The sequence below is a fragment of the Amycolatopsis vancoresmycina genome, from assembly GCF_000716785.1.
In the GTDB taxonomy this organism is placed as follows: Bacteria; Actinomycetota; Actinomycetes; order Mycobacteriales; family Pseudonocardiaceae; genus Amycolatopsis; species Amycolatopsis vancoresmycina.
In genome coordinates, this window is sequence record NZ_JNYY01000008.1 from 521,630 (window position 1) to 538,755 (window position 17,126).

The window sequence follows — 17,126 nt, forward strand, 5'->3', positions numbered from 1 at the left end:
CCGGGGACCGACCGGCCACCGGCTTCGCCTTCGTCCGGCTGGAGGACGTCCTCCCGCGATGGAAGTCACTCCCGGCCGTGCAGCAATACGGCCTCCTCATGCGTCCCTTGATCGACGGAAGGGACGCGTGTGAGCTTCGAAGAGTTCGTGGCGGAGCGGCTGGACGGGCTGCTCCGCTACGCCACCGTCCTGACGAACGACCCGCACCTGGCGCAGGACATCGTCCAGGACGTGCTGCTGCGCGCCCAGCAGCGCTGGGACGGCATCGCCGCCCCGCCGACCTACGTGCGGCGGATGGTCACCAACGAGTACCTCTCGTGGCGGCGCCGCGCCGTGCGGCGGATGGTGCCGAGCAGCCACGACGTCCTCGACGCGCTCAGCCCGCCCGCCGCCGACCCGGCCGCCGCCTGGGACGAGCGGGACGCCATGCTCGGCCTGCTCGCCACGCTGCCGCGCAAGCAGCGCGCCGCGGTCGTGCTGCGGTACTACGAGAGCTACTCCGACGCCGAGATCGCCGCGGTCCTGCGCTGCGGGGTCTCCACCGTGCGCAGCCAGATTTCCCGGGCACTGGCCACCCTGCGCCAGGCCCCGCACCCGACGTCCATCCCCACCGGAGTCCCCGAATGACGCGCAGCGAGCACGACACCGAGACGCTGATCCGGGACAGCCTCGACCGCCTCGCCGCCCGCGCCCCGGACGGCCACGCGGTCCGCGACGCCCTCGCGCACGCCGGGCGGAAACGGCGGCCCGTGACCCGGCTGGCCCTGGTCGCCGCCGCCGTGGTCCTGGTGGTCGTCGGCGTCGTCGCGGGCACGCAGCTGCTGACCCGCCCGGACCTGGAGCCGGCCGCGGGCCGCCCGGTGCTCGCGTTCGGCCCGGAGTGGCTGCCGGACGGGTTCACCGAGCAGTACCGCGAAGGCGGGCCCGGGCTCACCCCGCAGGTCCGGCGGTGGTTTGCCGGGCCGGCCTCGATCACGCTGCAGGCGTACCCGACCGCCGATCCGGAGTGGTCGCGGACCGCGCTCAAGATCGCGTCGATCAAGGACCAGGTGCTGGTGCACGGCCGGGTCGCGATGGTCACCGGCGCCGGCGACACGGCGCAGCTGACCTGGCTGGCCGACGACGAGCACGTGCTGGTCGCTTCGCTGGCCGGCGTGCCGGACGCGCGCGAGGTTGCCCTGCGGATCGCCGGCGCGGTCGCCGCCGACCCGGTGGGCGTTCGCGGCGAGCTGCGGTTCGGGCCGCTCCCGGCGGGGCTCGCCGAGCGTTCGGCCGCGGTGCGGGGCACCGGGCCCGCCGACGCGGCCACCGTGCTGACCGCGGCCGATCCGGCCCGGCCGTCCGTCGCGGCGGTGTCGGCCGCCGTGAGCCCGGTTTCCCCGGGGGTGAGCGGCGCGGCCCCGGTGACCGTCCGCGGCGGCGAGGGGTTCTTCGTGGCGCCGTCGACCGGGCGGGACGCGATGGTCGCGGCCCGGCTGCCGTCCGGGCGCTGGCTGACGGTGTCGGGTTCGCGGCCGGAGGCCGAGCTGATCGCCGTCGCGAACGGCGTCCAGCTCGACCCGGCACCCGACTACCGCTGGCTCGGGCGGCCTACCAGTTGACCATCGGGAACCAGATGTACCCGAGCCTGCCCAGCACGCGGACGTCCCAGTAGAGCAGCGTGAACGTGCCGCCGACGAGCAGCGCGGCGCCGGTCACGGTGGCGATCCGGGCCGGTTTCGCGGCCAGCCAGCGCTGCACCCGCCCGCCGGTGGCGTAGGTGAGGACGAGGAACAGCACGGCCATCACGACGATGTTGCCGAGTGACTGCAGCGCGAACGCGGCGGCGCCGTAGAGCACGTTGTGCTGCTCGGCGGCGCTGCGGAACATGATCCGGAACAGCGGGTACGGCCGTCCGATGAGGAACCCGCCGATGAGCGCGCCCATCAGCACCAGCGGCGCAGCCGGGTGGCGGCGGGTGAAGCTCTCGAAGGGGTTGCGGACGATGCCGAGCGCGATCAGCCCCATCGCCAGGAAGACCAGGCCGACGACGCCGAAGGCGACCATAGATTGGATGCTGCGCGGCGACAGCCCGGTGGTCTGGGCGGTGGAGAACTGCGGCATCCGGGTGCCGACGATCGCGACGATCACGCCGTAGACGATCGACACGGTGAGCATGCCCGCGGCGATCCAGCCGAGCGGCTTGAACGGGTTCCGCTTCTCCCCCGCCTGGTCGCCGACCAGCGGGGCAACCGCCCCGAAGGCGGCGATGTTGCAGGCGGTGAAGGACCCCGCGAGGCCGGAGACGAACGCGAAGAGCGTCCCGGCGACGACACCGCTGATCGGGGTGGCCTTGGCGTCGTAGCCGAGCAGTCCGTTCGCGACGCTGTCCCCGATCACCGAGTCGACGAACGGCGCCGACCAGATCGCCGTGAGCGCGAACCCGGCGAGCACGGCGATCAGCGCGATCGCCGCCCGGCGCGCGGGATACGGCCCGGCGCCGAAGAAACCTGCTTGCGGGTGAGCCGGTAGGTGCTGTCTGACCGCCATCGACGCCTCCCAGTGTGCGGATGATCCAGCCCATGAAGCGTTGCAGGTGCGGGGCCTGAAACGCTTCGGCCGGGCGTGTGCGGTTATGGCGCCGAAAGGCCCAGCCGAATTTCACGGCCAGCTACGGTGGGCGCATGACTTCCGAGACCGACCGGCTCGCCGCCGAGCGCTACGTCGTCCTGACCACGTTCCGGCGCGACGGGCGGGCCGTGCCGACGCCGATCTGGGTCGCCGGCGACGGCGGGGAGCTGGTCTTCTGGTCGGAGCGGAAGGCAGGCAAGGTCAAGCGCATCCGCAACGGCGGCGGTGTCGAGGTCCAGGCGTGCGACCTGCGCGGGCAGAAGACGCACGGCGCCAAGGTGGCCGGGCAGGCCCGGCTCCTGGACGCCGCGGACACCGAGCGGGTCCGGCGGGCGATCGCGCGCAAGTACGGCATCGTCGGCCGCGTCACGATGTTCTTCTCGAAGCTGCGCGGCCCGGCGGACCGGACGGTCGGGATCGCCGTCAAGCTGGACGGCTGAAGCCGCGGAAGCCGCGCCGCAGGTAGTTCGGCAGCGCGTTCGGGTGGTCGAGCGTCGAGGTGTGCAGCCAGACGCGCCGGGTGCCGGGCAGCGCCCACGCGCCGGCGACGACGAGGGTGAGCGCGTACCCGCCGAGTCCCTTCCCGACGAACTCCGGCACCAGCCCGAACGTGGTGATTTCGACGACGCCGCCGGGCTGCGGCTCGAAGTCCGCGGCGCCGGCGACCTCGCCGCGGTACTCGACGAGCCGGTACTGCCGGTGCGGGTCGGCGAGCCAGCGGTCCCACTCGTCGTCGCCGCGGGTGACACTCGGCCACTGGTGGGGTGTCCCGATCCGGACGTGCAGCTCGCGGATCAGCGGCCCCGGCGGGACGGCGCGCACCGCGACGCCGTCGACGGCGGGCGCGGGGTTGAGCTGATCGGCGGCGGTCATCTCGAGCTGGGTGACGATCTCCTCCACCCGGGGCAACCTACGACCCCGGGCCCCGGCTGTCAGCCCCTTTTCGCGCCGTCACGCGGCGGCGCGCAGGGCGGCGGCCAGTGCGGCCGAGTCGTGGTCCGGGCCGCAGCCGTCCACGAGGATCAGGTCGCCGGGGATGTGGTCCGCGCGCAGCCGCAGGATTTCGCGGTAGGCGGGCGAGTCGTACCACTCGCGTGCCGCGGCGAGGCTCGGGAACTCGATGACCACCAGGGCGCCGGGCCACTCGCCTTCCCGGACCTCCACCTGCGCGCCGTGCACGAGGAACTTGCCGCCGTGCGGGTCGAGCGTCGCCTGGATCCGTTCCATGTACTCGAAAACCTCCTCCGACAGCACGGCGGGCGGGCGAAGGTGGGCTACTCCGTAGGCGGTCATGGCGTTCCTTTCGTTGTCCTGAAAGGAATCTTCGCGGACGGACGGAATGACGTCGATTACGCCGGAGGTAATGCCGGCTGACCGGCCAGCAGCCGCTCGACCAGCGCGGTGACGAGGTCGTGCCGCTGCTCGCCGGTGAACAGGTCCGGCAGGGTCAGCCGTTCCATGATCAGCCAGTTCAGCGCCAGCCAGAGCAGGACGACCGTCGTTCCGTCGCCGGGCAGCCCGGCCTTCTCGTGGTAGCCGACGTTGAACTCGACGTCCGCCCGGATGCGCCGGGTGAGCAGGTCCCGCAGCTCGGGCCGCCGGGTGGCTTCCAGCCGCAGTTCCAGCAGGGCCAGGAACCCGGTCGGGAACGCGGCGACGCGGTCGACGAGCTCGTGCATCAGCTCGGCGACGCGAGCGGCGTCGCGGGGCCCGTCCAGGCCACCCGCGAGGACGGCGTCGTCGACGAGCCGTTCGTAGACCCGCTCCCCCGCGTGCCGCAGGATTTCGTCACGGCTGGCGAAGTAGTTGGACGCCGTGCCCACCGGAACACCGGCCTGCTGGTCGACCGCGCGGAAGGTGAGCCCGCGGGCGCCCTCGGCGGCCAGGACTTCGATCGCGGCGTCGAGCAGGGCGGCCCGCCGCTCGGGGTTGCGTCGCACCATGGTCACTCCCGCACGGACTACTTCAGGCGAAGTACTACGATCGGAGTGTATTACGCCAGTGCCGCCCGCGTCGCCGCATCGGATCCGCAGGCGCAGCTCCGGGTGCCCGGCCGGGTCACTCTGCAGCTGGTGCACCAGGCCGTGCTGGCCTAACGCCGCCGGGTCGCCTCGCGGATCTGCCGGAGCCCGCGCCGGCCGAGGTCCCGCCTAGGCGCGAAGCCCGTCGACGATCACCGCCACGATCCGGGGCGCGCGCTCGTCCCACTCGGCTCCGGGGATCCGCGAGAGCGCCCCGAGGAGCAGGATGACATCGGCGGCGTCGACGCCGCCGCGGATCTGCCCGGCGGCCTTTCCCCGGTCCAGCAGCGTTTCGAGCGCCTCGTCGAGCCGGTGGTGCTGGCCGGAGTGGAGGTCCTGCCAGGCCGGCACCTCGATCGCCGCCATGACACCGCGCTTGACGCGCGCGTACTCGACGAGCCGGTCCAGCCAGCGGGCCAGCGCGTCCAGCGGGGAGTGTTCCGCCAGCAGTGGCGCCACGGTGCCGACGAGCTGGGTCAGCTCGGCCCGGTACACCTCCGCCAGCAGGTGCTCGCGCGTCGGGAAGTGCCGGTAGAGCGTGCCCTGTCCGACGCCCGCGGCCTTGGCGACCCGGTGCAGCTTCAGGTCCTCGGGCGCGCCGTTGGATTCGCGCAGCTCGGCGCGGGCAGCCTCGACGATCCGGTCGCGGTTGGCGACGGCGTCCGAACGGCGCTCACGACCGGGCACGGCACACTCCTCGCTTAAGTGGACAACTGTCCGGTACGGTGGCAGCTAACCGGACAGTTGTCAGTTTAGCGAGGAGTGCCATGACGAACGGACTGGACAAGGTCGTCGCGATCACCGGCGCGAGCAGCGGGATCGGCGAGGCGACGGCCGTGGAGCTGGCGAGCCGCGGCGCGGCCGTCGTGCTGGGCGCCCGGCGCACCGACCGGCTCGAAGCGCTCGCGGCGCGGATCCGCGCCGACGGCGGCCGCGCCGAACTGCTGGACGTCGACGTGACCCGCCGCGCCGATCCCGAGCGGCTCGTCACCCTCGCCGTCGACCGCTTCGGCCGGCTCGACGTCCTGGTGGCCAACGCCGGTGTCGCCCGGATCGCGCCGGTGAGCGCCCTCGACGTCGACGACTGGGACGCGATGATCGACGTCAACCTCCGCGGCGTGCTGCACGGGATCGCCGCCGCGCTGCCGGTGTTCCGCGCGCAGGGCCGCGGGCACTTCGTCACGACCGTCTCGACGTCGGGACTGAAGATCGTCCCGGCCCAGGCCGTCTACGCGGGGACCAAGAACGCCGTGCGCACGCTGCTGGAGGCGCTGCGGCAGGAGTCGACCGACGGCGTCCTGCGCACGACCGCCATCTCGCCGGGGTTCGTGCGCACCGAGCTGGTCGACCACGTCGAGGACCCCACGCAGCGCGCGCAGGTGCAGGAGGCGATGGCGGCGCTCGGCATCGATCCCGCCGCCGTGGCGCGGGCGATCGCGTTCGCCGTCGAGCAGCCGGACGACGTCGAGATCGGCGACCTCACCATCCGGCCCACCCGGCAGGGTTAGACCTGCGCGACCGCCGCGAGGGCCTCCGGCAGCGTGAACGCGCCGGCGTAGAGCGCCTTGCCGACGATGGACCCCTCGACGCCGTCGGACGCCAGGCCCGCCAGCGCGACGAGGTCGGCCACGCTCGACACCCCGCCGGACGCGATCACCGGCGCGTCGGTGCGGGCGACGACGTCACGCAGCAGGTCGAGGTTCGGGCCGCGCAGGGTGCCGTCCTTGCTGACGTCGGTGACGACGTACCGGGAGGCACCGTCGCGGTCGAGCCGCTCGAGGACGTCCCACAGGTCGCCGCCGTCGGAGGTCCAGCCGCGGGCGGACAGCCGGTGGCCGGCCTCGGTGATCCGGACGTCGAGGCCGATCGCGACGCGGTCGCCGTACTCGCCGATGACCCGGGCGGTCCACTCCGGGTCTTCGAGCGCCGCGGTGCCGAGGTTGACCCGGCGCGCCCCGGTGGCCAGCGCGGCCTTCAGCGACGCGTCGTCGCGGATCCCGCCGGAGAGCTCGACCTGGACGTCGAGCTTGCCGACGACCTCGGCGAGCAGCTCCCGGTTGCTGCCCTTCCCGAAGGCGGCGTCGAGGTCGACCAGGTGGATCCACTCGGCCCCGTCCCGCTGCCAGGCGAACGCGGCTTCGAGCGGGCTCCCGTAGGAGGTCTCGGTGCCGGCCTCGCCCTGGACGAGTCGCACGGCCTGGCCATCGGCCACATCAACGGCGGGAAGCAGCGTGAAAGTCACGCCGGTAACTCTAGGGCGGAGACCCCGATCACCCGGTCAGAGGGTCGCCAGCCAGTTGCGCAGCAGCTGCGCCCCGGCGTCGCCGGACTTCTCCGGGTGGAACTGCGTCGCCCACAGCGGCCCGTTCTCCACCGCGGCGACGAAGTCCTCGCCGTGGTGAGCCCAGGTGACCTTCGGCTCCTGCCCGGGCAGGCCGTCGAGCTCCCACTTCCGCGCCGCGTAGGAGTGCACGAAGTAGAACCGCTCCTCCGGGTCGAGCCCGGCGAACAGCTGCGAATCCGCGGGCGCGCGCACCGTGTTCCAGCCCATGTGGGGCAGGACGTCGGCGTGCAGCCGGTCGACGACGCCGGGCCACTCCCCGGTGCCTTCGGTCTCGTCGCCGTGCTCGACGCCGCGGGCGAAGAGGATCTGCATGCCGACGCAGATGCCGAGCACCGGGCGGCCGCCGGCGAGGCGCTTGCCGATGATCCGGTGCCCGTGCACGTCCAGCAGCCCCGCCATGCAGGCGGAGTACGCGCCGACACCCGGCACGACCAGGCCGTCGGCTTCGATCGCGGCATGGGGGTCGGCGGTGACCTCGACGTCGGCCCCGGCGCGCGCCACAGCGCGTTCGGCGGAGCGGAGGTTGCCGGAACCGTAGTCGAGGATCACCACACGAGACACGCCACCCAGCGTAGCCGCCGCGCTCAGCGGCGCTCGAACGAATAGACGTCCGTCACCGTGTTGCACGGCGACGGCGGCACGACCTCCACCCGCAGCACGCCGGCGTCGTAGTCGACGCCTTCCGGCGTGAAGGTGCCCGTGCACGTGCTGACCAGCGGGACCTGGCCGATCTCGTGCACCCGCGCGGTGACGTCGCGGCCGGTCAGCGGGCGCGCGAGGTCGATCTGCAGGAGCTGCAGGTTGGTCGGGTACAGGTCGTTGTACGGGTCGCTGGTGGCGCAGATCAGCGTCGTCGCGCCGGTGAAGTCGCAGCCCTGGGCGCTGCGGATGTGGTGGTCGAGGTGGATGCGGGCGGCGACCGGGAGGTCGCCGGCCACCTTCGGGCCGCGCGGGTTGAGGAAGGGCGTCGGCGAAACGTAGAGGCGGTCGATCTCGCCGAGCGGGCCCGAGACCAGCCACTGCCCGTCGGGGGTGGCCGCGACCTGGGCGTTCGCGTTCGCCGCCGGCTCGTCGGCCAGCAGCGGGTGGACGAACTCCGTCGTCGTCCCGTCGGGCCGGGTGACCAGGTACATCTTCGTCGACGGCGTCGGGGTGCGGGTGTCCTGGTAGACGTCGAAGACGTAGCCGCGCAGCGAGTCCGGGTCGCCGACGTGGCCCCAGCCCTCGTCCTTGAGCGGCTGCGGGATGGTGGCGCCGTTGCGGTAGACGAGCTCGGGGGCGTGCCCCGGCAGCCGGAGGGTGGTGAGGCCCTCGCCGCTGATCCGGTTCTCGGCGGTGGTGTGGCCGACCTGCTGCCAGCGGGTGCCGTGCGCGGTGGCGACGCCGGCGGCGGCGAGCAGGGTGGCGGTGGTGAGGGCGAGCAGACTTGCCGTCCGCAGTGCGCGCATGTGCGCTCCTCGGGAGTTGAGGCCTTGGCGGCGGCGAGGCGATTCTTCCACGGACGGGGCGCCGGCCGAAAGAATCTTGGCGAAGGCCGTTTGAGCGTCCCGCTCGCCGGGTATCAAGTCACCCGATCGTGTGGCTCAAGCCCGGCACGACCGGACGCCAGGAGGCGAAGATGACTGAGGACGACCTGCTGTCCCAGATGCTGCACGCCTGGCGTGACGACATCGAGAGCGTGCCGTTCCCGCAGTTCAGCGAGCTGCTGATCCCCCGCCAGCAGGTCCGTCCGCGGTACACGCCCAGCGCGTCTGCTGCCCGCGTGACGAACGCCACGCGGAGTACAGACGCCTGACTGTGGTTTCCTGCGGAGGCCGCACCGACGCGTCCCCCGGGAGCCCTCATGAGCAGCACCCCTGATCCACACGACTTCTTGGACCTCGACGCCGGGCTCGCCGAAGAGGAACGCGCGATCCGCGACGCGGTGCGCGCGTACGCGAAGGACCACCTGCTCGGCCACGTCGCCGACTGGTACGAAACGGGCGCGCTCCCGGCCGCGGAACTGGCGAAGGGCTTCGGCTCGCTCGGCCTGCTCGGCATGCACCTGGAGGGCTACGGCTGCGCCGGCACCAGCGCCGTCGCCTACGGCATCGCGTGCCGCGAGCTGGAGGCCGTCGACTCGGGGCTGCGCAGCTTCGTGTCGGTGCAGGGTTCGCTGGCGATGTACGCGATCCACCGGTGGGGCAGCGAGGAGCAGCGGCAGGAGTGGCTGCCGCGGATGGCCACCGGCGACGCACTGGGCTGCTTCGGGCTGACCGAGCCGGACGCGGGCAGCGACCCGGGCTCGATGCGGACGCGCGCGGTGCGCGACGGGGCGGACTGGGTCCTCTCGGGCACGAAGATGTGGATCACCAACGGAACCGTCGCCGACGTCGCGGTCGTCTGGGCGCAGACCGACGACGGGATCCGCGGTTTCGTCGTCCCGACGTCGGCGCCGGGCTTCACCGCGAACGAGGTCAAGCACAAGCTGTCGCTGCGGGCGTCGCTGACCGCGGAACTGGTCCTGGACGGCGTGCGGTTGCCGTCGTCGGCGGCGTTCCCCGAGGTCCGCGGGCTGCGCGGACCGCTGTCGTGCCTGAACGAAGCCCGCTACGGAATCCTGTTCGGCGTGGTCGGCGCGGCGCGCGCGTGCTACGAAGCCGCGCTGGAGTACACGCTGTCGCGGTCGCAGTTCGGCAAGCCGCTCGCCGGGTTCCAGCTGACCCAGCGCAAGCTCGCCGACCTGCTGGTGGAGGTCAACCGCGCGGGCCTGGTGGCGCTGCAGATCGGGCGGCTGAAGGACACCGGCGCCCTGCACCACAACCACGTCAGCTTCGGGAAGCTGGCGAACGTCCGGTCGGCGCTGGACGTGGCCCGCACCGCGCGGTCGATGCTCGGCGCGAACGGGATTTCGCTGGAGTACCCGGTGATGCGGCACATGGCGAACCTCGAGACGGTGCTGACGTACGAAGGCACCGAGGAGATGCACGCGCTGTCACTCGGTCAGGCGATCACGGGGCTCGCGGCCTTCCGCTGATCCGGTTTTTGTCGGTGGTGCCCGCTAGCTTCGGCGGCATGACCTTCTCCGACTGCGAAACCGTGCTGGAACTGCGGCGCTACATTCTGCACCCGGGCCGCCGCGACGAGCTGATCGAGCTGTTCGAACGCGAGTTCGTCGAGCCGCAGGAAGCGGCGGGCGCACACCTGTTCGGGCTGTTCCGGTCGCGCGCGGCCCCGGACGAGTTCGTGTGGCTGCGCGGGTTCCGCTCGATGGCGTCCCGCAAGGCGGCGCTCGAAGAGTTCTACTTCGGGCCGGTGTGGCGGGAGCACCGGTCGGCGGCGAACGCGACGATGATCGACTCGGACAACGTCCTGCTGCTGCGCCCGGTGGCCGGCAGCCTCACCGCGCCCCCTCCGGGCGAGGGCGTGTACGTGACGGTTTCGCCGCCCGCGCCGCCGCCCGGTCCGGTGTTCGCGGCGTTCGAGACGGAGCCGTCGGAGAACACGTTCCCGCAGCTGCCGGTCCGCACGGACGGCCCGTTCGCGGTGTGGTTCAGCCGGACGCCGGTGTCGGCCGCTTCGGTGGAGCTGGAACCGACTTCGAGGTCATTGCTCCGGTGAAAGGAGCTCGACGAGGCCCTGGGGGTACAGGGTCCGGCGGCCGTCCCGGAACTCGGCGAGATCGACCCACCGGGCGGTGGCGGGATCGTCGAGGATCTTCATTTCCGCCAGCCGGTAACGGCTTTCGTCGACGAACTCGGCTTCGTACAGGAAGGTGATCTCGTGCCCCGGCCGGTCGCGCCAGGTGAAGACGTTCTCGAGCACGCCGAGGAGCGCGTTGACCTCGATTTCGGCGCCGAGCTCCTCGGCGAACTCGCGGACGAGGGCGTCCTCGCTCCGTTCGCCGAACTCGATCCCGCCCCCGAGCGGGCGGCAGAAGGTCTGGTCTTTGACGTCGTCATACGCTTCGAAGACGAGAAGGTCGTTCCCTCGCCGGATGACGGCGAGCACGATCGGCCGGATCGATGGCATGCCGCCACGCTAGCGTCCGAGCACCGGGCCGCCGATACCCCCAGCACCGGCGGCTCCTTCCTAGTCCCCCAGGAACTCCCTGATCGACAACCCCAGGGAGCCCGCGTCCAGGCCGTGGGCCAGGTCGTGGTCCGCGATGTCCCCGTACGACCGGATCTCGGCGTCACGGCGGACGCCGAGCGCCTTCAACCGGTGCGGCACCGCGGAAAGCGCCTCGGCCACGCAGTGCGCCGACGTCCCCGCGAGGTACGGCTCCACCAGCACCACGTCCGCAGCGGCGTCGAGCACCGCCGCGCGCAGGGCCGCGCCGTCGAACGGGCGGATCGTCGACGCGTACAGCACGGTTACGTCCAGGCCCGCCGTCGCGCGCAGGACGCGGTCCAGCACCGGTCCCACCGCCACGACCACGCCCCGGGCGCCCTCCCGCAGCCTGGTGAACCCCACACCGAGGTGCGCGGAAGCGTTCTCCTGCGCCGAAAGCCGCAGGTACACGCGGCCGTCGCCCGGGATCGACTCCAGCAGCAGCCGGCGGGCCTCCGCCGGGTGGCCCGGCACGTGGATCGTCCAGTCCGGCAGGGAATCGATCAGGGCCACGTCCGCCGGGGACTGGTGCGTGCGGCCCGCCGTCGGCATGTCGTACGACGCTCCCCACGACACCAGGACGCCGCCCACGTCCTGGTGCGAGAAGTCGAGCTTGAGCTGCTCGAACGCGCGCTCCACGAGGAACGGCGGGAAGGTGTGCACGATCGGCCGCAGCCCGGCCAGCGCCAGGCCCGCGCCCGTGCTGACCAGCAGCTGTTCGCGGATACCGACGTTGATCACCCGGTCCGGGTGGCGCCGCGCGGCGCCGGCGAGCTGCGCGGCCGAGATGTCGGCCAGCACGACCGCGACGTCCGGGTCGGCGTCGACGATCCGTTCGGTGGTGGCGAGGAATTCTTCCCGCATCGGCAGCATGGTCAGCCCTTCGGTTCGACGACGGCGACGACGGCCAGCGGCCGGCCGGGGTGGGCGGTGGTGAAGGCGTCGTACAGCGCGTCGTGGTCGCGGCCGGACACCGTGCGGGTTTCCCAGCCTTCGACGGCGAACCGGCGCGCGATCCCGCCCGGCCAGCCGCGCGTCGACGACTGGTTGTCGATCACCACCGTGGTCAGGTTTCCGAGGCCGGCCCGCGCCGCGACGACGATCGCCTCGTGGTTCGACCCTTCGTCCAGTTCGGCGTCGCCGACGAGCGTCACGACCTTCGCCTGGGTCAGCCCGCGGGCCCGCAGTCCCAGCGCGGTGCCGAACGCGATCGGCAGGCCGTGGCCGAGCGACCCGCTGGAGATTTCGACGCCGGGGATGCGGCGCCGGTCGGGGTGGTGGCCGAGGCGCGACACCGGGTCGGACCACGTCGGCAGCTCCGCTTCGGCGATGAACCCCTTCGCGGTGAGCACGGCGTAGTACGCCATCGGGCCGTGTCCCTTGGAGAGGAGGAAGCGGTCGCGGCCGGGCTCGCGGAAGTTTTCGGTCGTGACGTCGAGCACGCGGTCGTAGAGCACCCAGATGACGTCCAAAGTGGACTCGGCGGCGGCGCTGTGCTTTTCGTCGCCGGTCATCAGCGCGATCAGCCGCGGCAGATCGGCGTAGCCGGGTTCGGTCACAGTGGTCATGAGCCGACGATGCAACCTCGACTAAACTCGAAGTCAAGGATAGCCTGACCTGGTGACGAGGCTCGCTGAACATCTCAGCATCGGACAGGTGGCGGAACGCAGCGGGGTTCCGCACACGGCACTGCGGTTCTACGAGGAGAAGGGGCTGATCAGTTCGGAGCGGTCGGCGGGCAACCAGCGCCGCTACCCCCGCTCGGTGCTGCGCCGGATCGCGTTCATCCGCGCCGCGCAACGCGTCGGGCTTTCGCTCGAGGACATCAGCTCGTCCCTGGGAACCCTCCCGGCGGACCACGCCCCGACGAAAGCCGACTGGGCGCGCCTGTCCCGCGACTGGCAGCACGAGCTCGACGCCCGGATCGACGCGCTGCAACGCCTTCGCGACCGCCTCACCGGCTGCGTCGGCTGCGGCTGCCTGTCCCTGCGAAGCTGCGCGTTGTACAACAACGACGACGAGCTGGCCCGCTTCGGCCCAGGCGCAAGCAAACTACGCCCAGCAACAGAAGGCGGCACCTAAACCGCTTGCGGGCGGGGAGGATGCTGGGGAGGCGATGAACGACAAGGAACTGATCCGCATCTCGAAGCGGCTGGCGCGCCACCTGCGCCACGACCCGGGCGCCCTCGGCCTGACCCTCGCCCCCGGCGGCTGGGTGCCGGTCGACCAGCTGGTGCGCGCGCTCTCGATCACCCGCGCACAACTCGACGAAGTGGTGGAGAAGAACAACAAGCGCCGCTTCGCGTACGACGAAACGGGAACGCGCATCCGCGCGAGCCAGGGCCACAGCGTGCCGGTCGACCTCGGCCTGCCGGACGCCACACCGCCGGCGGTTTTGTACCACGGCACGGTGGCAGCATCCCTCGACGCGATCTTCCACGAGGGTCTCCGCCCGATGAACCGCCACGCGGTCCACCTGTCGGCCACGGCGGAAACGGCCCGGACGGTGGGCGCCCGCCGCGGCAAACCGGTAATCCTCCGAGTCGACGCGGCCGCCATGGCCACGGACGGCCACACCTTCCAGGTAAGCGCCAACGGAGTCTGGCTGACGGCCTCAGTCCCCCCGCCCTACCTCTCCCCCACCCCCTGAAACCCCACCAATCACGCGAGATGCCCCGCCAGTCACGCGAGATGCCCCCGCAATCACGCGAGTCCCGCCCCCAATCACACGAGTCCCGCCCCCGATCACGCGAACCGACCGTCCAGGTACGCAAACCGGCCGCCTAGGTACGCGAGTCGTCCGTCCAGGTACGCGAGTCGTCCGCACAGGTACGCGAGTCGTCCGCACAGGTACGCGAGTCGTCCGCCCAGGTACGCGAGTCGTCCGCCCAGGTACGCGAGTCGGCCGTGCAAGTACGCGCGACTCGCGTGATCGAAGCCGGAACTCGTGTGATTGGGCGCGTATCTCGCGTGATCAGCGGGGCATCTCGCGTGATTGGCGGGGCATCACGGTGTCAGAGGGTCGGGACCGGGATCCGGCGGCGGGGGCGGCCGAGGAGGCGGCGGCCCACGTCGAGGAGTTCCGTGCGCAGTTCGTCGTCGCCCAGGCCGGCCAGGTCCGGGGAGCCGCCGGCCATCGCTATGCCCGTCAGGGTCACCAGTGCGTTGACGCGGGCCGTCGTGTCCGGGTCGGGGCCCGACAGGATGCCGAGCAGCGCCTGGCCGAATCCCTCCATGCCGCCGTGCGCCGACTTCTCGATCGCGCGGGCGATCCCCGGGTCGCTGGAAAACAGCGCCACCAGCGTCCGATGGCGGATCACCAGGTCGACGAACCCCTCCAGCAGCAGATCCACCTGCGCGCCGCGGCGCTTCTGCGCGGCCGCGCGGCGCACCAGCTCGTCCAGGTCGCGGACGCCCGGCTCGGCGACCGCCTCGGTGATCTCCGCCTTCGTCTTGAAGTGGTAGTACACCGCCGCCTTCGTGATGCCCAGCGCGTCCGCGATCATCTGCAGCGACGTGCCCTCGACCCCGTGTTCGGTGAACAGGCGCAGCGCGGTCTGCAGCAGTCGGGTCCGGGTGTCCTCGGCCGGGCCGGCGGTCATTCTTCCTCCTCAGCGAGCCGTCGGAGCCTACGTCACGCCTTGTCGATCGGCAAACCGGCTTACTAGCCGACCGGCAAGTAATAAACCTTGCTGTTCGGCAAGTCACATACTTGCCGATCGGCTTGGAGTCACCCTTGCCGATCGGCTAGCGTGGAAGTCACTTGATGGAGTGACTGGACCCCGTTCGGGCGAAACGGAGCTGACTCGTGGCGACCTTCTTGTACCGGCTGGGCCGGTTCTCCTTCCGGCGAAAAGCGCTAGTCGCGGCCGTCTGGGCGGCCGTACTGGTGGCCCTCGGCCTGGGCGCGCTGACGCTGTCGAGCCAGCTGTCGAATTCGGTGACGATCCCGGGCACCGAATCGCAGCGGGCGATCGACCAGCTCACCGAGAAGTTCCCGCAGGCCAACGCGGGTGGCGCCACCGCGCGCGTCGTCATCGAAGCTCCGGCCGGCACCACGGTGACCGACGCGAAGGGCAAGGCCGCCGTCGAAGCACTGGTCGGGCAGCTGAAGACGGCGCCGAAGGTCACCGCCGTGGTCGACCCGTTCCAGGCGCAGTCCATCTCACCCGATCGGCGCGTCGCCCTCGCCCAGGTCAGCTACGGAGCGAAGGCGTACGAGCTCACCGACGAGGACCGCCAGGCGCTGCAGGCCCCGGCCGACGCGGCCCGGGCGGCCGGCTTCACCGTCGAGTTCGGCGGCGACGCCGTGCAGGGCGTGCCCGCGACCGGGGCCACCGAGGGCCTGGGCGTGGCCGTCGCCGCCGTCGTGCTGATCATCACCTTCGGCTCGCTGGTCGCGGCCGGGATCCCACTGCTCACCGCGCTGATCGGCGTCGGCACCGGGATGGGCGGCATCTTCCTCGCCTCCGGGTTCCTCGAGCTGAACTCGAACACGCCGATCCTGGCGCTGATGATCGGCCTGGCCGTCGGCATCGACTACGCGCTGTTCATCGTGTCGCGCTACCGCCACGAGCTGAGCATCGGACGCGACCCCGAAGAAGCCGCCGGACGCGCCGCGGGCACCGCCGGGTCCGCCGTCGTGTTCGCCGGGCTCACCGTCATCATCGCGCTGGCCGGGCTCACCGTGGTCGGCATCCCGTTCCTCGGCCAGATGGGCGTCGCCGCGGCCGTCACCGTCGCGATCGCCGTGCTCATCGCCCTGACGCTGCTGCCCGCGATCCTCGGATTCGCCGGGGCCCGCGTCGCCGGCGGCCGCATCCGGCTGCGCCGCAAGCCGGTCGGAACGACGCACGGCGAGCGTTGGGCGCGGTTCGTCGCCCGGCACCGGATCCCCGTGCTGCTGGTGGCGCTGGCCGGGATGGCCGTCGTCGCGCTGCCCGCGCTGAGCATGCAGCTCGGCCTGCCCAACGACAGCACCGCGGCGCCCGAGTCGACGCAGAAGAAGGCGTACGACATCGCCAGCCGCAGCTTCGGCGAAGGCTCCAACGGGCCGCTGCTGGTCGTCGTCGACGTCTCCGCAAGCGCCAACCGCCAGGCGGCGCTCGGCCAGGCCGCGGCCGGCATCCAGAAGCTGCCGGACGTCGCCGCCGTCACTCCGCCGCGTGTCAACCAGACCGGTGACACGGCATTGCTGACGGTGATCCCGAAGAGCGGCCCGAGCAGCACGCAGACCGAGGACCTGGTGGCCGCGATCCGCGCCGAATCCGGCAAGCTGGACGCGAAGCTGGCGGTGACGGGCCAGACGGCGGCGAACATCGACGTCTCCGAGAAGCTGTCGGACGCGATGCTGCCGTACCTGGCGCTGATCGTCGGGCTGGCGTTCGTACTGCTGATGCTGGTGTTCCGGTCGGTGGTGGTGCCGCTGAAGGCGACGATCGGCTTCCTCGGCTCGGTCGCGGCGACGTTCGGCGCGGTGGTCGCGGTGTTCCAGTGGGGGTGGCTGACGGACCTGCTGGGTGTCGAGTCGACCGGGCCGATCATGAGCATGCTGCCGATCCTGCTGATCGGCGTGCTGTTCGGGCTGGCGATGGACTACCAGGTGTTCCTGGTGACGCGGATGCGCGAGGAGCACGTGCACGGCGCAGAGCCGCAGGAGGCGATGGTCACGGGCTTCCGCCACGGCGCGCGGGTGGTGGTCGCGGCGGCGCTGATCATGATCAGCGTGTTCGCCGGGTTCATCCTGGCCGAGTCGGCGCTGATCCAGTCGATCGGCTTCGCGCTGGCGTTCGGCGTGCTGGTGGACGCGTTCGTGGTCCGTATGACGCTGGTTCCGGCGGTGATGTCCCTGCTCGGCCGTGGGGCGTGGTGGCTGCCGAAGTGGCTGGACCGCGTGCTGCCGGACGTCGACGTGGAGGGCGAGAAGCTCACCAAGCACCTCGACGAGCCCGAGGAACGGGAACTGGTCGGCGCGAACCGCTGAGTCCTGGTTGTCCACAACCCCGCGGGGTTGTGGACAACCAGGCTTCGGCCGCGGGTTTTGTCGGCCGCCACCGATA

At 71.8% G+C, this 17,126-nt stretch carries 22 protein-coding genes; 10 read left to right on the plus strand and 12 right to left on the minus strand.

Annotation, left to right across the window (positions count from 1 at the left end; all coding sequences use genetic code 11):
• Positions 1 to 129 precede the first annotated feature (129 nt).
• Positions 130 to 627, plus strand: coding sequence for an RNA polymerase sigma factor (locus OO60_RS22165; RefSeq protein ID WP_004561856.1), 498 nt, complete (start codon positions 130 to 132; stop codon positions 625 to 627).
• Entirely contained in the window at positions 624 to 1,601 is a 978-nt protein-coding gene (locus OO60_RS22170) for a hypothetical protein (RefSeq protein ID WP_033261971.1), read from the plus strand. The genes OO60_RS22165 and OO60_RS22170 overlap by 4 nt, the downstream gene beginning before the upstream one ends.
• Here the strand turns inward: OO60_RS22170 and OO60_RS22175 are convergent.
• Complete coding sequence (locus tag OO60_RS22175) at positions 1,591 to 2,529, minus strand: hypothetical protein (protein ID WP_004562185.1); 939 nt, start codon at positions 2,527 to 2,529, stop codon at positions 1,591 to 1,593. The two genes, OO60_RS22170 and OO60_RS22175, sit on opposite strands and share 11 nt — an antisense overlap.
• Positions 2,530 to 2,663: 134 nt before the next feature.
• Here OO60_RS22175 and OO60_RS22180 point away from each other — a divergent pair, with 134 nt between their 5' ends.
• Positions 2,664 to 3,050 (plus strand): PPOX class F420-dependent oxidoreductase, encoded by a 387-nt coding sequence (locus OO60_RS22180; RefSeq protein ID WP_004562184.1) that lies wholly within the window; start codon positions 2,664 to 2,666, stop codon positions 3,048 to 3,050.
• Here OO60_RS22180 and OO60_RS22185 read toward each other — a convergent pair.
• The 4 genes from OO60_RS22185 to OO60_RS22200 form a co-directional block, all read right to left on the minus strand.
• Positions 3,034 to 3,510 carry a GNAT family N-acetyltransferase gene (locus OO60_RS22185; protein ID WP_033261972.1) on the minus strand — a complete coding sequence of 159 codons (477 nt, stop codon included), beginning with the start codon at positions 3,508 to 3,510 and terminating at the stop codon, positions 3,034 to 3,036. The genes OO60_RS22180 and OO60_RS22185 overlap by 17 nt on opposite strands.
• Positions 3,511 to 3,561: 51 nt before the next feature.
• On the minus strand, positions 3,562 to 3,903 hold the full coding sequence (locus tag OO60_RS22190) for a DUF1330 domain-containing protein (RefSeq protein ID WP_033261973.1): 342 nt from the start codon (positions 3,901 to 3,903) through the stop codon (positions 3,562 to 3,564).
• A 56-nt stretch (positions 3,904 to 3,959) separates the two neighbouring features.
• Positions 3,960 to 4,553 (minus strand): TetR/AcrR family transcriptional regulator, encoded by a 594-nt coding sequence (locus OO60_RS22195; RefSeq protein ID WP_033261974.1) that lies wholly within the window; start codon positions 4,551 to 4,553, stop codon positions 3,960 to 3,962.
• 207 nt (positions 4,554 to 4,760) lie between these two features.
• Positions 4,761 to 5,318, minus strand: coding sequence for a TetR/AcrR family transcriptional regulator (locus tag OO60_RS22200; RefSeq protein WP_004562180.1), 558 nt, complete (start codon positions 5,316 to 5,318; stop codon positions 4,761 to 4,763).
• A gap of 80 nt (positions 5,319 to 5,398) precedes the next feature.
• Here OO60_RS22200 and OO60_RS22205 point away from each other — a divergent pair, with 80 nt between their 5' ends.
• Positions 5,399 to 6,139, plus strand: a complete 741-nt coding sequence (locus tag OO60_RS22205; protein ID WP_033261975.1) for an SDR family oxidoreductase — start codon at positions 5,399 to 5,401, stop codon at positions 6,137 to 6,139.
• On the opposite strand, the gene priA is transcribed toward OO60_RS22205, so the two are convergent.
• From priA to OO60_RS22220, 3 genes are read right to left on the minus strand one after another with little or no spacing between them, the layout of a single operon-like run.
• On the minus strand, positions 6,136 to 6,873 hold the full coding sequence (gene priA, locus OO60_RS22210) for a bifunctional 1-(5-phosphoribosyl)-5-((5-phosphoribosylamino)methylideneamino)imidazole-4-carboxamide isomerase/phosphoribosylanthranilate isomerase PriA (protein WP_004559632.1): 738 nt from the start codon (positions 6,871 to 6,873) through the stop codon (positions 6,136 to 6,138). The two genes, OO60_RS22205 and priA, sit on opposite strands and share 4 nt — an antisense overlap.
• Positions 6,874 to 6,909: 36 nt before the next feature.
• On the minus strand, positions 6,910 to 7,527 hold the full coding sequence (gene hisH / locus OO60_RS22215; protein WP_033261976.1) for an imidazole glycerol phosphate synthase subunit HisH: 618 nt from the start codon (positions 7,525 to 7,527) through the stop codon (positions 6,910 to 6,912).
• 32 nt (positions 7,528 to 7,559) lie between these two features.
• Positions 7,560 to 8,423 (minus strand): hypothetical protein, encoded by an 864-nt coding sequence (locus tag OO60_RS22220; protein ID WP_004559630.1) that lies wholly within the window; start codon positions 8,421 to 8,423, stop codon positions 7,560 to 7,562.
• A 170-nt stretch (positions 8,424 to 8,593) separates the two neighbouring features.
• On the opposite strand from OO60_RS22220, the gene OO60_RS47195 reads away from it, so the two are divergent.
• Genes OO60_RS47195 through OO60_RS22230 form a run of 3 tightly spaced genes read left to right on the plus strand, consistent with a single transcriptional unit; the run spans position 8,594 to position 10,575 of the window.
• A complete protein-coding gene (locus OO60_RS47195; protein ID WP_167346732.1) occupies positions 8,594 to 8,770 on the plus strand; it encodes a hypothetical protein in 177 nt (58 codons plus the stop codon).
• A 48-nt stretch (positions 8,771 to 8,818) separates the two neighbouring features.
• Entirely contained in the window at positions 8,819 to 9,991 is a 1,173-nt protein-coding gene (locus tag OO60_RS22225; RefSeq protein WP_033261977.1) for an acyl-CoA dehydrogenase family protein, read from the plus strand.
• A gap of 38 nt (positions 9,992 to 10,029) precedes the next feature.
• The gene (locus tag OO60_RS22230; RefSeq protein ID WP_004559626.1) at positions 10,030 to 10,575 is read left to right on the plus strand and encodes an NIPSNAP family protein; all 546 of its coding nucleotides are present in this window, start codon (positions 10,030 to 10,032) and stop codon (positions 10,573 to 10,575) included.
• Here the strand turns inward: OO60_RS22230 and OO60_RS22235 are convergent.
• Genes OO60_RS22235 through OO60_RS22245 form a run of 3 tightly spaced genes read right to left on the minus strand, consistent with a single transcriptional unit; the run spans position 10,561 to position 12,635 of the window.
• Positions 10,561 to 10,986: an NUDIX hydrolase gene (locus tag OO60_RS22235; protein WP_004559624.1), complete on the minus strand. Its 426-nt coding sequence runs from the start codon at positions 10,984 to 10,986 to the stop codon at positions 10,561 to 10,563. The genes OO60_RS22230 and OO60_RS22235 overlap by 15 nt on opposite strands.
• A 60-nt stretch (positions 10,987 to 11,046) precedes the next feature.
• On the minus strand, positions 11,047 to 11,937 hold the full coding sequence (locus tag OO60_RS22240; RefSeq protein WP_033262037.1) for a transketolase family protein: 891 nt from the start codon (positions 11,935 to 11,937) through the stop codon (positions 11,047 to 11,049).
• A 5-nt stretch (positions 11,938 to 11,942) separates the two neighbouring features.
• The gene (locus tag OO60_RS22245) at positions 11,943 to 12,635 is read right to left on the minus strand and encodes a thiamine pyrophosphate-dependent enzyme (RefSeq protein WP_004559622.1); all 693 of its coding nucleotides are present in this window, start codon (positions 12,633 to 12,635) and stop codon (positions 11,943 to 11,945) included.
• 52 nt (positions 12,636 to 12,687) lie between these two features.
• On the opposite strand from OO60_RS22245, the gene soxR reads away from it, so the two are divergent.
• Together soxR and OO60_RS22255 are read left to right on the plus strand one after the other, a co-directional pair.
• Positions 12,688 to 13,149: a redox-sensitive transcriptional activator SoxR gene (gene soxR / locus OO60_RS22250; protein ID WP_033261979.1), complete on the plus strand. Its 462-nt coding sequence runs from the start codon at positions 12,688 to 12,690 to the stop codon at positions 13,147 to 13,149.
• Between the two features lie 34 nt (positions 13,150 to 13,183).
• Entirely contained in the window at positions 13,184 to 13,717 is a 534-nt protein-coding gene (locus tag OO60_RS22255) for an RNA 2'-phosphotransferase (RefSeq protein ID WP_004559618.1), read from the plus strand.
• Positions 13,718 to 14,081: 364 nt separating this feature from the next.
• Here OO60_RS22255 and OO60_RS22260 read toward each other — a convergent pair whose 3' ends face one another.
• Entirely contained in the window at positions 14,082 to 14,669 is a 588-nt protein-coding gene (locus OO60_RS22260; RefSeq protein WP_004559616.1) for a TetR/AcrR family transcriptional regulator, read from the minus strand.
• A gap of 206 nt (positions 14,670 to 14,875) precedes the next feature.
• Here OO60_RS22260 and OO60_RS22265 point away from each other — a divergent pair, with 206 nt between their 5' ends.
• Entirely contained in the window at positions 14,876 to 17,050 is a 2,175-nt protein-coding gene (locus tag OO60_RS22265; RefSeq protein WP_004559614.1) for an MMPL family transporter, read from the plus strand.
• The last annotated feature ends 76 nt before the right edge of the window (positions 17,051 to 17,126 follow it).

Coding starts and splice junctions, on each gene's coding strand:
- OO60_RS22190 (WP_033261973.1), bottom strand. CDS start 3,903: ATGACCGCCTACGGAGTAGCCCACCTTCGCCCGCCCGCCGTGCTGTCG.
- OO60_RS22245 (WP_004559622.1), bottom strand. CDS start 12,635: ATGACCACTGTGACCGAACCCGGCTACGCCGATCTGCCGCGGCTGATC.
- OO60_RS22260 (WP_004559616.1), bottom strand. CDS start 14,669: ATGACCGCCGGCCCGGCCGAGGACACCCGGACCCGACTGCTGCAGACC.
- OO60_RS22230 (WP_004559626.1), top strand. CDS start 10,030: ATGACCTTCTCCGACTGCGAAACCGTGCTGGAACTGCGGCGCTACATT.
- OO60_RS22225 (WP_033261977.1), top strand. CDS start 8,819: ATGAGCAGCACCCCTGATCCACACGACTTCTTGGACCTCGACGCCGGG.
- OO60_RS22195 (WP_033261974.1), bottom strand. CDS start 4,553: ATGGTGCGACGCAACCCCGAGCGGCGGGCCGCCCTGCTCGACGCCGCG.
- OO60_RS22220 (WP_004559630.1), bottom strand. CDS start 8,423: ATGCGCGCACTGCGGACGGCAAGTCTGCTCGCCCTCACCACCGCCACC.
- OO60_RS47195 (WP_167346732.1), top strand. CDS start 8,594: ATGACTGAGGACGACCTGCTGTCCCAGATGCTGCACGCCTGGCGTGAC.
- OO60_RS22170 (WP_033261971.1), top strand. CDS start 624: ATGACGCGCAGCGAGCACGACACCGAGACGCTGATCCGGGACAGCCTC.
- OO60_RS22180 (WP_004562184.1), top strand. CDS start 2,664: ATGACTTCCGAGACCGACCGGCTCGCCGCCGAGCGCTACGTCGTCCTG.
- OO60_RS22255 (WP_004559618.1), top strand. CDS start 13,184: ATGAACGACAAGGAACTGATCCGCATCTCGAAGCGGCTGGCGCGCCAC.
- OO60_RS22205 (WP_033261975.1), top strand. CDS start 5,399: ATGACGAACGGACTGGACAAGGTCGTCGCGATCACCGGCGCGAGCAGC.
- OO60_RS22235 (WP_004559624.1), bottom strand. CDS start 10,986: ATGCCATCGATCCGGCCGATCGTGCTCGCCGTCATCCGGCGAGGGAAC.
- OO60_RS22175 (WP_004562185.1), bottom strand. CDS start 2,529: ATGGCGGTCAGACAGCACCTACCGGCTCACCCGCAAGCAGGTTTCTTC.